We start from the raw sequence: 13048 nt of genomic DNA, 5'->3' as shown, positions 1-13048 counted from the left end.
TCGCTATGGGGTGAAGGACTTGAGCCGGGCGTCGGCAATTGCGCCATCGCAGGGCATGACGATGCACCAATGCTGTGCAATACTCGCCGCCGTTTTGGTCAGCGGCTTTCAGGATAAAACCAGTTAAAGCTCCTTCGTAAGCCGGCTTATTCCCACGAGCTACCACTGAAATTGTGTTTTTTTATAGTGAAAAACCCTGTGTCGAGGTTTTTATACTGCATGCCCCGCTGACTTTGTAGGTTTCGTCCTACAAGGTGGGTTTGTCCATGAAACAGACTCGGACTCATCCCCACTGCCAGGCTTATCGGCCTGTCTGTGAGACCAAGTGGTTTATCCAATAACAAGATGAGGTTGTACCCCATGCCAGTCGGCAACCCACTGCCCCATGGCGAGACCGCTCAAGGCGGCCCGCTCAAACGCGAACTCGGTGAACGGCATATTCGCCTGATGGCCCTTGGCGCCTGTATCGGTGTCGGCCTGTTCCTTGGTTCGGCCAAGGCCATTGAAATGGCCGGCCCGGCGATCATGCTTTCGTACATCATTGGCGGCCTGGCGATCCTGGTGATCATGCGCGCCCTCGGCGAAATGGCGGTGCACAACCCTGTCGCCGGCTCGTTCAGCCGTTACGCCCAAGACTATCTCGGCCCCTTGGCGGGCTTTCTCACCGGCTGGAACTATTGGTTCCTGTGGCTGGTGACCTGCGTGGCGGAAATCACCGCCGTGGCCGTGTACATGGGCGTCTGGTTCCCCGACACCCCACGCTGGATCTGGGCCCTGGCGGCGTTGATCAGCATGGGCACAATCAACCTGATCGCGGTCAAGGCGTTCGGTGAGTTCGAGTTCTGGTTCGCGCTGATCAAGATCGTCACGATCATTGCCATGGTGATCGGCGGCGTCGGTATCATCGCGTTTGGTTTTGGCAATGACGGCGTGGCGCTGGGCATTTCCAACCTGTGGGCCCACGGCGGCTTTATGCCCAATGGCGTCACGGGAGTGTTGATGTCCTTGCAGATGGTGATGTTCGCCTACCTGGGCGTGGAGATGATCGGCCTGACCGCTGGTGAAGCGAAGAACCCGCAGAAGACCATTCCCAGTGCCATCGGCTCGGTGTTCTGGCGCATCCTGCTCTTCTACGTGGGGGCGTTGTTTGTGATCCTGTCGATCTACCCATGGAATGAAATCGGCACCCAGGGCAGCCCATTCGTGATGACCTTCGAGCGTCTGGGCATCAAGACCGCCGCGGGCATCATCAACTTCGTGGTGATCACCGCTGCGCTGTCGTCCTGCAACGGCGGGATCTTCAGCACCGGGCGTATGCTCTACAGCCTGGCGCAGAACGGCCAGGCACCTGCCACCTTCGGCACCACGTCGAGCAACGGCGTACCGCGCAAGGCGTTGCTGTTGTCGATCTTCGTACTGTTGCTGGGTGTGCTGCTCAATTACATGGTTCCGGAAAAAGTCTTTGTGTGGGTCACCTCCATTGCCACGTTCGGCGCGATCTGGACCTGGCTGATGATCCTGCTGGCCCAGCTCAAGTTCCGCAAAAGCCTGAGCCCGGCCGAGGCGGCTGGCCTCAAGTACCGCATGTGGTTGTACCCGGTCAGTTCCTACCTGGCGCTGGCGTTCCTGGTGATGGTGGTGGGGCTGATGGCGTACTTCCCCGATACCCGTGTGGCGCTGTATGTGGGCCCGGTGTTCCTGGTGGTCTTGACCGTGCTGTTCTACGTGTTCAGGTTGCAGCCAAAGACCGTCGCTCAAGGGACGGTGCGTTCCGCGTCCTGATGTGTGTCTTGTGACAAAAAGCCCCACCCCGCTCTATCGCGGGGTGGGGCTTTTGACCTCCGTATTTTCTGCACTATCCTCTATTTGCGGTGAGGCGCCTGCCGCCCCTGGGGCCTGATATCGCGAGCACTGCGCCTGTGTATGACGCGGGGCATCCGGTTCCGCGCGTTATCGCGTTGCTCATATCTATCTACCCCTCCAACGATAATTCATTCCCTAGGCTGGCTGATTCGACAGCTACCTTTGAAGAGTGATTTCATGCCTGAAAGCAACCCCCTGCTACTGCCCTACGACTTGCCACCGTTCTCTGCCATCAGAGCAGAACACTTGGTTCCCGCCATTGAGCAAATCATCGCTGATAGCCGCAACACCACCGCCACGATCATTGCCAGCCAGGCGTTATTCCCTACGTGGGACGACCTGGTGCAAGCAGTGGAAGAACTGGGGGCACGCCTGGACGGCTTTCTCAAAATCATTGAGTTGCTTGACTCCGTTCCTCAGGGGCCGGCATGGAAGCTGGCATCACATCGCAGTCATGAGATGGCAATGCAGTACAGCGCCGAGCTGGCGGCGAACAATGATCTGTACCAGCTTCACCGACAACTTGCCAATAGCCCGCCCGCAGCCCTTTTCAATCAACAACGCCACAGTGCATTGCATAAAATACTGCGCAAGTACCACTTGGCCGGCCTTGATCTTTCGCCTGAGAATCAACTACAGCTCAAAACGTTGAACCTGCAAATCGAGAAAGTCAGCCAAGAGTTCCTGCGGCGTGTGAAAGACTCCAGCGACGCATGGCGTAAGCACATTCAAGATAAGGCGATGCTCAGTGGACTGCCTGGCGCGGCCCTGGCACGCATGGAGGCCGCGGCTCGGGACGCAAGCCTGGATGGCTGGTTGTTAACCCTTTCCGAGCAGTCCTTTCAGGAGGTGATGAGCTACGCCGACCATCGAGCCTTGCGCCAGGAAATGATGGTGGCTTACTACCGCCGTGCCGTGGGGACCGGTCCCGACGCCATTGCCACCGACAATGAACTGGTTCTGACAGTGTTGCTCGACAGTCGTCACCAGAAAGCAAAATTGCTTGGCTATGCCAACTTCGCCGAACTGGCGTTGGTGGAACAAATGGCGCAGACGACCGATGAGGTCACTGCATTTCTTCGTCAGCAGATTGATTGGGCACGCACGACATTTGCCTATGAGGCCCAACAACTGCAGCGCTATGCCGCGCAACGTGGGGTCGATGCGCTGGAACCCTGGGATTACAACTATTATGCGGAAAAAATTCGCCAGGACGTGGCGGGTGTCTCCCAAGACGCAGTGCGCAAATACTTCCCGTTGGAAACGGTGCTGCAACGCTTGTGCGCGTTCACCAAAACGCTGTTCGGCGTTGAGCTGATTGAACAAACCACAGTCGATACCTGGCACCCGGATGTGCGGGTATTCGAACTCAGGGAGTATGCCGAGCCCATTGGGCATTTGTTTATTGACCCTTATCGCCGCATGGCGGGCGGCGAGATTGGCGCCGCCTCAGGTTTGCGCAATCACCGGATGACGGCCGAGGGGCGTCCACAACGTCCCATAGCTGTGCTACGCAGTCAGTTGCCACCCCCTACAGCGACTCAGCCTTGCTTGCTGGATCACTTGCAATTAAGGGTCTTATTGCATGAATTCGGCCACTGCCTGCAGCACTTGTTGACCGCCGCTCCCTACCGGGCGATTTCCGGTATGGGCCAATTAAGCCATGATACGACGGAGTTTTTCGGCCAGGTGCTGGAGCAATTCTGCTTTACCGCGTCGTTCCTGACCTGGCTCTCCGGCCATTTCCAGACAGGAGATCCCTTGCCTGACGATATGGCCACTCAAATGAGCCGATTTGTTCACACCCAGACCAGTCAGGAAAGCGCCAGTATTTTGCTCACGGGCCTCGTCGACTTCGAGCTGCACCGTACTTACGGCGACGGACGTACACCTCATGAAGTTTTCACCCATGCCAACGTTGAAGTCGGGCATTTGCAGTGGCCAGATGGCACCCGCCCGATCAACAGTTTCGAACAACCGATGGGTAGCTATGGGGCCAGGATGTATTCCTACAAGTGGTCTGGTGTCTTGGCCCGCCAGGCTTTTGAACAGTTTGAGCGTGATGGCTTGTTCAACCCGGAGACCGGGAAAGCCTTCCGGGACGCGTTCATCACTGAGGGCGATACCGGTACGCTGTTGAGCGCACTTGCGCTTTTTCGGGGGGACGGCGCGGGATGTGTCGGGCATTCCACCGGGGCATGAAGCGCTGGTGCATATGTAGCCCCTCGGCTGAAACCTGAAACGCCAGAGTGATCTTCAGCAGCCAATCCGGCATGGAGAGCACTCAATGAGCACTGACACCCCACCGTATTTTTTCAGCGAAACCCAAACCGATCGCACGCAGCTAAGCGAGCGCCAACGCACACGCAACTTTACCCTCAAGGACCTTGACTGGTTCGACTCGGTCTATCTGGCCACCGATGCTTTGCGCAGGGCACACAAAGCGCCGATGCACGTCCAAACCCTGCAACTGAATGTGCTCGGTCAACCGGCTATTGAATTGGCGGGTGCATTCGTCATGAGCCCCGCCCCAGAAGGCGGGGTTGTTCTCTATACACCCGCTCGTGGTCTGGAAAAGCTGGAAAGCCATGAAATCCTCAAGACGCAAATGAAGTCGTGGCTCAAAGACTCGTCGCAGCGCCAGGCGTTGCTTGATTACCTTTCCATCTCCCAGCAAGTAACCCTGACGCCTACGGCAGCCCTGACGATTACCGCACATACCGTGGCTGGCGCTGTCTTCGAAGCACAACATACGACCCTCTCCAATAACCTGCTCGAAAATGCTCGTTTGATGCGCGAGGAGCTGCTCAAACTGCCCAGTTTCACTTCTCTGCTGGATGAATACATTTCCTCCAAGTTGGCGCAGTCTTTTACGGATGTCGATCAGCGCCAGATCCAAGTGCAGAGTTATGTTATCGACGCATCCAGCGAATCAGGCAATTCTGATTCGCCAACGTCCCGACACACAACCACCCGCTCCTTGAGCGAAACTGTCCTCAGGTATTTCGTTGCCAATAGCTGGCCTGCGGGTGAAACCCGGCACTACTACAACCCCCAGCAGCCTACTCAGGACGCTGATGATCAGTTGCGTTGGGACGTATCAGTCCAAGGATTGGCCCGGGGCTTGAAAGCCTATATGAAGCAACAGCCCAAGGCATTTTGGGCGCTGCCGGCCGCCGCAGGGTTCTCACGGCTACAACTTTTTACCAATGCCATGGCCAATGCCTTTTTCACGGTGGCGCTGGAGCAACAACAGCAAACTACGATTACGGTTGAGCAGCGTCTGCAACTACAGGCCTTGCCGCTCAAGGCTGCGCTGCCCGCGACAACGCTTGCTCCTGCGATCAATGTTGAAAAGGCACTGCTGAGTGAGCCTGAACAGACCCCCGCCGAGCTGGCAGGCACACTCATCATCAGCAGTAACAAAAGCGACGATGGCTCGCCCTGGCTGCTCTACACCCCTCAACAAGGCCTGCAATCGTTTACCGAACTGGGAGCACTCAAAACCCACCTTCTTGATGGTCTCAACTTCAGGCAACATGCCGATGCCTGGAGAAAGCACCTGTCCAGGCCGGAACGCTATAACGAAGTCGATCTGTTGGCCTGCGAGGTCACCACAGCCTCGATCACCGGGGGTATTTTCCAACGCATCATGGAGGGCATCATTGAGAAACAAGGTCGCAACCTTGAATACGCCCTCGATCAGTATCGCCTGAGCCAGGGCACGATGGACCTCGACGCCCTGGTCGACCATGTGCTGGATGTACGTGGCATGATTGATCCAACATTACTGACCTTCGAACCCATGGGGCGTTGGAGTACCCAGTTGGCAGAGACCTGGACGGCGACGGTGAATGAACCCAGGGTTCCACCAACGCTTGCTGCAATGCGCACAACTGTGCATTTACTCGAAAATGTCGCCGCCGAAATCGAACAACACCTATCGTTTCGCCCCTCGCTGGAGCGTTCCGTTATCACCTATCTCAATACCAGACTGTACGCTATCAAGCAGCAACACTTGCAGGCTGCGTGCCTCTCGGTACGCCAATACAGCAACCCTTCGAATGGCACTGACAAACCTCAACTGCTCTCATCGAGCAGTATGGTCGACTATTTTTTGGCGCATTTATGTGGCGAAGCGGGTCCACCCATTGATCCGCTTAACACTCATGTCTACTCAACCGCTCCTGGCAAACCCGCCACTAAAGTCTCAAGTATGGACGCCACTGCCTTCAATACGCTGATCACCAGTGCAGTCGGTGGGTTTAAACAGTACCTGTGTAGAACCCACAGCGTGTCCCCCAACATGCAGCCCTTGCTGAGAAAGGCAATGGAGATGGGCTTGACAGGGGAAGTGCAAGTCAGGCTTTGGAACAATGCGTTATTGCCCCTCGACTACGAAGTGCTTTTGACCGTGTTAGGTATTTACGCCAGAGACTTACGCCCTGGCGTCAATGGGTTCCGCCCTGATGCGTTTTCTTTGCAGGTCGTACCGACTGGGCAGAATACCCCGCTGGTATTCAATAACTGTTTCGTGCTGACCGAGCGCGGCGGGCTTGATCCTCAATATTGCGGCCGCACGCTGCTGTGGACACCCGCGTTGGGCCTGGAAAGTTTCTCCTCATTGAATGACTTCAAAGCAGAGATAAATCGACGCCTGGCAATCCCGAACGAGCGACAGGTTTTCCTGGCGAACCTGGCGCCACCGGACTGGGAAGCACAACCGAGCTATGCATTCAGTTCCCTTGAACTGATCGAAGACAACCTCGTCGAGCACTTGCAACGAACCTACGCGCAACAAAAAGACCATGAACTGGCGCAAATCCTGTCCATGCAGCTGTCGGTCGAACAGCTGCGCAAGCTCTGGCAGGTTCAAGCCACACAAGACCTTGCGCCCACCAACGTGCAGCGTGCCAAGGACATGGTCCAGGCCATGATCCGGCAACAGGGTTTGCAATGGTTGGGCAAAGCTCATGCTGAGGATCAACAGCTGTACGTCGAATTGCTGGAGCAGTATCGAAACAATGTCACCGACAATCAGGATTACCTGCACGGGATCGACTCCCTGGTTCAGTTCACGCGCAAGAAGCTCAGCACTTTACTGAAGGACCTTGACGATCAGGACAGCGTCACACCTGATGAAATCGAAGTCGGGCTGCCGGCGCAGGGCACTACGCCTGCCCGCAATCAGTCCCTGCTGGACTACGCCTTGAGTCATCAGTCGTATTGGAACGATGAGGTGCCCTTCTTCGCCAGCACCGGTACAACGCCGTTGCCATCCACCCTGGATGCGCAGACGCTGAAAACGCGGATACAGGCGTTGAACATCAACGCGGCTTACCAAACGTACATCAAATCCTTCCTGGGCCCTGCCAGCTCGGACTTTGAGCAACGCTCTACGCGCTTCGCCAAGCAACTGCCGTGGCAATTGATGCAATACGCTCACGGCATGAAGTTGCAAGACCAGCTTTCACCGACGGCCTTCGGGCTCATTCAACAGATCATGGACATGCCCGATGCGATCGCCCGCGCGACAGTAGTGGATGCCAACGCCATGATCCGCCCTCTGGAACTGTTGGTCGATGACGGGAAGAAAACCATCAAGATTCCCGGGGCTTATTTGATCGGATCCGCCTCCGGTGACAAGGGGCCTCACGTCCTTTATGCCCCCTATAGCCCATGCTACACCCTCAAGGAATATACCGTTGAGGCTGCACTATGTGCTGAGTTGACAGCCGCCGGCGCATTGCAGCGTTGGGTTCGGCAGGTGGTCCCGGCCATTGACCTCGCAGCACTGACAAACGCACTGGAGCAACCCCAGGCCAGCACCACCCTGCAGCTGGCAAGCAACCCCATCAACGCTGCGCTGTTCAAACAGCTGTTCACCGACAATGTCGAGCTGCTGACAACGCTGCTGGGCTGCCAAAAAGCCGCTGATGCAGGCACTGCCTGGGATACGGCCAAGGCCGTGTTCTCTGAGGGCGTGCAGGCGGCCACTGTATTTTTTGCCGGCAAACTGGCGTACCCCCTGGTGATCTGGCAGAGCTATAAACTGTTCAAGGCTTCTGCCGAGGAGCTGCAAAGCCACCAATGGCATGAGGCACTGGGTCATTTCATCGGTGGTGTCGCTGCGCTTGCCGGGTTGAGCGATTCCATGCCTCCCGTATCAGAGGACGGCGTGCCCCCGGCACCCGAGCCGATCCCGCCGCCTTCCACATCTGCGAGCTCTGTGGTGTCCTGGCCCGCGCTGGACATTACCGCTGCTTCGCGCACCCGGCTCCAGCGTTTCGAAGTCCTTGAGCCGAGCTTGGCCAACCTGATCAAAGACACCTCACTCAACCTTTACCGATCGACTTCCAACCATTACTACGCGGCGGTGGCAGGAAAAGTGTTCGAAGTCATCAAGCATGGCCAGGGCTGGCGCATCATCGGTGATGGCGAAGTCGGCCCTGAGGTACAGCGCAACCCTCGACAACAGTGGATGCTCAGTAGCGCTGGCCCATTGGTGACGGGGCGACGGACAATTGCACGATTGCTTAATCGCTTCTACTCCGAGCCATTTGCGCGCTCGAATATGAATGTATTGGCCAGCGGAATGCGCGAGATACGAGCGCTTTACGCTCGAGAATCCTGGGTTATCACCGATGCACTTGCCTTGGCGACGTTTTATGCAAAGAACGCCCAGGAAAATTTGCGCCTGATCACACAAACTCCCCTTGCTGCCCCTGAGCTGGTCAAACAGATCAAAACGTTTTTCGGCTTGCAGACGCTCGAGGTCGAACACCTTGAAAAAATTCAGGAGATCGTCGACAAGGTCTGCAGTGCGTTAATGGAGCCCTCACTGACGTCCTCGGACTCAACGCGATTTGTCATAGGCCGTTCGCGGTTGCCGGCTATTCAGGGCGGACACACGTTGATGGCCTTTACGATTGTCCCCGACCCCCTTCAACTGGTGTACTTGACCGAGACGTTTTTCGACCCGGGTCTGAAATACAGTCATTTGTTGACAAAACCGTTCTATGTCAGCGCCCACGCCCGTGCGACCACCCTCATTCACGAAATCACTCATCATGTCTGTGCGACGTTGGACTTGGCTTACGTGCATTCAGGCCATCCCTTTGATGACCTGATTGATCCGCAAACCCCTGAGGGCAGTAACACTAAAGCAGCCTTGGAAAAGCGCCATCTTTCAAGACTGTCGCTCAATACGCCGACTCATGAGTTGTTCCAGGTTGTCGATGTTGCAACGGGCTTCAAATCAGACCCTACCCAGGGCACGTCAACACAGCATGTGCTCGACAGGCTACTCAGCGTCACAGGTGCCAAAACCCTCGCCGATGCGCGGCGAGTTTTCCGTACCGATTCGCTTAAACGCATCCTTACGGTACTTAACAACGCCGACTCCGTTGCCTACCTGATTGCACAATTGGGGCGTCGAAAAGAGAAACCTGTTGGCTTATGACTAAAACGTCAGGTCATCGCCCGGGCCGTTTACTCCTGCGCAGCGAGGCGGGCATTAACTATTCGGCCTGTCTCGCTTCAAGGGGCGTGGCGTCTGATTGAGGTGTTTGTTGAACTCCATCCAGGCCGCGAGGGCCGACATCAGCACCACACCGAGCAAGGCGGTGAGTAATTGCATGACCACGTCGTCATCCGCCAGGGCATTGAGCATGTCCGCCAGTGGCGCCAGCACCACGCCCAGGCAGAACACTTCCAGGGAATAACGGCCCATCTGGCAAATCCGTTCAGCCAGACGGTTTTGCGTCCATTGCGGGTTTGGCAACAGCTTGGCGGTGACATAGGCCAGCGCCAGGAAGTGCACGAGGCGCACCGGTGACAGATTGGTCTTGCTGATGGGGTACAGCAGGTTGTTGAGCGTGGTGGGCATCACCGCATCATGGATTTCTGGCCAGAGCCACGACAGCGTGATCACGCCGGCCACCACCACATACAGCGCCGCCGCAACGAACAGCGGCTGGCGCTGCAAGGGGCGTGTCTCGGGCGTGCTGGGCCGCTGGCTGTAAATCGCCGCGGCGCCCCCCAGCACAAACAGCAATTGCCAGGTAACAGGGTTGAAATACCACACGCCATCGGCAATGGCGCGCAAGTTCCAGCCCATCCACGGCGCCATCAGGTAGACCACCAGCGAGACACTCACCACGGCCCAGGGCGCGCGCACCATCAGCGGCAGCACCACGGACAAACCAGCCAGCAAGACGATGTACAACGGCAACGGATCCATCAGGTTGGGCTTGAAGCGCAACAGCAGTTCGTCGGTCAGTGCCTGTTGCGGGTGGGTGACGAAGTGCGTCAGGCCCATCTCCGCCACCAGGTCGCGGGTTTCTACATGGTTGTTGGCGAAGAACACGATACCCATCAGCAGGGCCAGCAGGAAAATATGCACCACATACAACACCCAGGTGCGGCGCAGGATTTTCAGGCAGGCCATCCAATAGCCTTCGCGCTGCATGACCTTGCCGTAGGCCAGCACCGAGGCGAACCCGGCGAGAAACACGAAGACCTCCGCCGCGTCGCTGAAGCCGAAGTTGCGCAGAGTGATCAGGCCGAGAGGGTTGTGGGGGACGTGATCCCAGAAAATGAAGATCAACGCCAGGCCCCGAAAAAAATCGATGCGCGGGTCGCGTCCGTTCAGCATGGCAGCGGGCTCTTGAACAAGTAGTTGAATGACGATAGGTGAGCGCGCGCGTTGTCGTACGCCGCACGTCGAGCGGGCGCAGGTTGGCGGTATTTGTAAGCAATTGCAAAGGTTGGATATTACTGAATGTCTCTAGACATCAATGATCACCAGAATGCCCCGGCTGCCGGTGAGCACACCGTGGGCAGTGCCGGCTTCCACGAGGTACATCTGGCCGGCGTCCACCCTGATGACTTGATCACTGATGCACAGGTGCAAGTACCCACTGATCACCAACAACCCTTCGTTGTAGTCGTGGGTTTCTTCCTCGTACGCCTGCTCATCCATGCGCAATACTTTGATCCGCGCCGGGCCAACCTGACCCAAGCGTGTGGATTTCCAACTGTCGGGCAATTGCGCGGCGATTGCAGCGAAGTCGAGTAACGGCATGTGAATCTCCTTGTTTCAACGATGCCGTCGGTGGTCCGGTTCAGCAGGCAATGGGTATTTTCAGAAAGCGTCCATCAACACGACACTGCACGGCTTGGCCTGATACGCGTTGATCTGCGGCACCAACCGTTTGAAGTGCTCGGTCTGGCAGTGCGCATCCAGCGCTGCCTGATCGGGCCATTGTTCGATAAAAATAAAATGCCCTGGGTCTTTTTGATCGACAAACAGATCGTAGGCAACGCACAGCGGTTCCTGGCGGGTTTTTTCTACCAGTTCGGCGTACCACGGGCGCACGGTCTCCAGATGCTCGGGCTTGATAAAGTCTTCAGCAATGACTTTCAACATGGCGGGCGTCCTTCAGGCAGCAGCCGTTTCATGGGGCTCAAAACTGTCCGCCCGCGCCATCTGCCACATGCGCGAATAGAACTCGCCGTTCACGTCTCCCGTGAGTAATTCGCCGGGCTTCAAGAACACATGCAACTGCGAAAACAGCTTGATCTCGGTAGCCGACATGCGTCGCACCAAGTGCTTGGCCGACAATTGCGACGGGTGATCGAGCCCTGCGGCGGCGAGCATTTCGGCCAGGGCGTGCAGCGTGTTGCGGTGGAAGTTGAACACACGCTGGGCCTTGTCCGGCACGACCAGGGCTCGTTGGCGTAGTGGGTCTTGCGTGGCCACGCCGGTCGGGCATTTGTTGGTGTGGCATGACTGCGACTGGATGCAGCCAATGGCGAACATGAAGCCGCGTGCCGAGTTGGCCCAATCGGCGCCGATGGCCAGGACGCTGGCGATATCGAACGCACTGACAATCTTGCCGCTGGCGCCGAGTTTGATTTTGTCGCGCAGGTTCAGGCCCACCAGGGTGTTGTGCACAAACAGCAAGCCTTCACGCAGCGGCACGCCGATATGGTCGGTGAACTCTACGGGGGCGGCGCCCGTGCCACCCTCCTTGCCATCGACCACGATAAAGTCGGGGAGGATGCCGGTTTCGAGCATGGCCTTGGCGATGCCCATGAATTCCCATGGGTGGCCCAGGCAGAACTTGAAACCCACGGGTTTGCCGCCGGACAGTTCACGCAATTGGGCGATGAATTGCATCAGTTCGATGGGCGTGGAAAACGCACTGTGGCGCGACGGCGAGATGCAGTCTTCGCCCATCATGATGCCGCGGGTGTCGGCGATTTCCTGGGTGACCTTGTGCTTGGGCAGGATCCCGCCATGGCCGGGCTTGGCGCCCTGGCTCATCTTGATTTCAATCATGCGCACCTGCGGGTTTTGCGCCTGCGCGGCAAAGCGTTCCGGGTCGAAACGGCCGTCGCTGGTGCGGCAGCCGAAGTAGCCGCTGCCCAGTTCCCAAGTCAGGTCGCCACCGTTTTCACGGTGGTAGGGGCTGATGCTGCCTTCACCGGTGTCGTGGGCAAAGTTGCCGAGCTTGGCGCCTTGGTTGAGGGCGCGAATCGCGTTGGCGCTCAACGAGCCGAAGCTCATCGCCGAGATGTTGAACACCGACGCCGAGTACGGTTGTGTGCACTGCGGGCCGCCGACCATCACGCGAAATGCGCTGGGGTCGCTCAACGGTGCCGGGCGCATGGAGTGGCCGATAAATTCGAAGCCCGACTGGTATACATCGATCAAGGTGCCGAAGGGCTTGTCTGCGGTTTCGTTCTTGGCGCGCGAATACACCAGCGAACGCTGGGCCCGGGAGAAGGGCAGGGCGTCGCTGTCGGACTCGAGCAGGTATTGGCGGATTTCCGGGCGGATGCCTTCGACCAGGTAACGGATATTGCCCAGGATCGGGTAGTTGCGGCGCACCGCGTGGGGGCTTTGCAGCAGGTCGAAAATGCCGATCAGGCTGAGGATGCCGGTGACCAGGCTAATGGGCCACAGCCATTCATGTTCGATAAAGGGCAGGCTGGCGAGGGTGAAAATGACGCACACAGCAAAGAAGGCGTAGCGGCTTAACAAGGACAGGCTCATACGGTTTCCTTGGGTTCGGACTCTTCAGGTCGATCACCCATTCTGCGCCTCTGAGGAAACCCTAGACAACCTGTGGGAATAATCAGTTTGACCTCATCACTGGGACAGACTGGCCCGCAATAG

At 57.4% G+C, this 13048-nt stretch carries 7 protein-coding genes; 3 read left to right on the top strand and 4 right to left on the bottom strand.

Going from position 1 to position 13048, the window contains the following annotated elements; all coding sequences use genetic code 11:
* The first annotated feature begins 360 nt into the window (after positions 1-360).
* The 3 genes from QMK52_RS01645 to QMK52_RS01635 all read left to right on the top strand — a co-directional run bounded on the left by QMK52_RS01645 (position 361) and on the right by QMK52_RS01635 (position 9325).
* Positions 361-1782: an amino acid permease gene (locus QMK52_RS01645; protein ID WP_005785190.1), complete on the top strand. Its 1422-nt coding sequence runs from the start codon at positions 361-363 to the stop codon at positions 1780-1782.
* Between the two features lie 258 nt (positions 1783-2040).
* Positions 2041-4065 carry a M3 family metallopeptidase gene (locus tag QMK52_RS01640; RefSeq protein WP_320403745.1) on the top strand — a complete coding sequence of 675 codons (2025 nt, stop codon included), beginning with the start codon at positions 2041-2043 and terminating at the stop codon, positions 4063-4065.
* An 85-nt stretch (positions 4066-4150) separates the two neighbouring features.
* Entirely contained in the window at positions 4151-9325 is a 5175-nt protein-coding gene (locus tag QMK52_RS01635; RefSeq protein ID WP_320403744.1) for a dermonecrotic toxin domain-containing protein, read from the top strand.
* Between the two features lie 54 nt (positions 9326-9379).
* On the opposite strand, the gene QMK52_RS01630 is transcribed toward QMK52_RS01635, so the two are convergent.
* The 4 genes from QMK52_RS01630 to QMK52_RS01615 form a co-directional block, all read right to left on the bottom strand.
* Positions 9380-10519, bottom strand: coding sequence for an OpgC domain-containing protein (locus QMK52_RS01630; protein WP_005785195.1), 1140 nt, complete (start codon positions 10517-10519; stop codon positions 9380-9382).
* Positions 10520-10651: 132 nt separating this feature from the next.
* Entirely contained in the window at positions 10652-10948 is a 297-nt protein-coding gene (locus QMK52_RS01625) for a cupin domain-containing protein (RefSeq protein ID WP_005785196.1), read from the bottom strand.
* A gap of 60 nt (positions 10949-11008) precedes the next feature.
* Complete coding sequence (locus tag QMK52_RS01620; RefSeq protein ID WP_005785198.1) at positions 11009-11293, bottom strand: putative quinol monooxygenase; 285 nt, start codon at positions 11291-11293, stop codon at positions 11009-11011.
* A 12-nt stretch (positions 11294-11305) separates the two neighbouring features.
* Positions 11306-12925, bottom strand: coding sequence for an FMN-binding glutamate synthase family protein (locus QMK52_RS01615; protein WP_320403743.1), 1620 nt, complete (start codon positions 12923-12925; stop codon positions 11306-11308).
* Between the last annotated feature and the right edge of the window lie 123 nt (positions 12926-13048).

It is taken from the genome of Pseudomonas sp. P9_2 (assembly GCF_034008255.1).
In the GTDB taxonomy this organism is placed as follows: domain Bacteria; phylum Pseudomonadota; class Gammaproteobacteria; order Pseudomonadales; family Pseudomonadaceae; genus Aquipseudomonas; species Aquipseudomonas synxantha_A.
This window is presented reverse-complemented; position numbering and strand designations above follow the sequence as displayed.

Bases quoted from the DNA above. Each gene is read 5' to 3' on its own strand.
- QMK52_RS01645 (WP_005785190.1), top strand. From the start codon at position 361: ATGCCAGTCGGCAACCCACTGCCCCATGGCGAGACCGCTCAAGGCGGC.
- QMK52_RS01640 (WP_320403745.1), top strand. From the start codon at position 2,041: ATGCCTGAAAGCAACCCCCTGCTACTGCCCTACGACTTGCCACCGTTC.
- QMK52_RS01635 (WP_320403744.1), top strand. From the start codon at position 4,151: ATGAGCACTGACACCCCACCGTATTTTTTCAGCGAAACCCAAACCGAT.
- QMK52_RS01630 (WP_005785195.1), bottom strand. From the start codon at position 10,519: ATGCTGAACGGACGCGACCCGCGCATCGATTTTTTTCGGGGCCTGGCG.
- QMK52_RS01625 (WP_005785196.1), bottom strand. From the start codon at position 10,948: ATGCCGTTACTCGACTTCGCTGCAATCGCCGCGCAATTGCCCGACAGT.
- QMK52_RS01620 (WP_005785198.1), bottom strand. From the start codon at position 11,293: ATGTTGAAAGTCATTGCTGAAGACTTTATCAAGCCCGAGCATCTGGAG.
- QMK52_RS01615 (WP_320403743.1), bottom strand. From the start codon at position 12,925: ATGAGCCTGTCCTTGTTAAGCCGCTACGCCTTCTTTGCTGTGTGCGTC.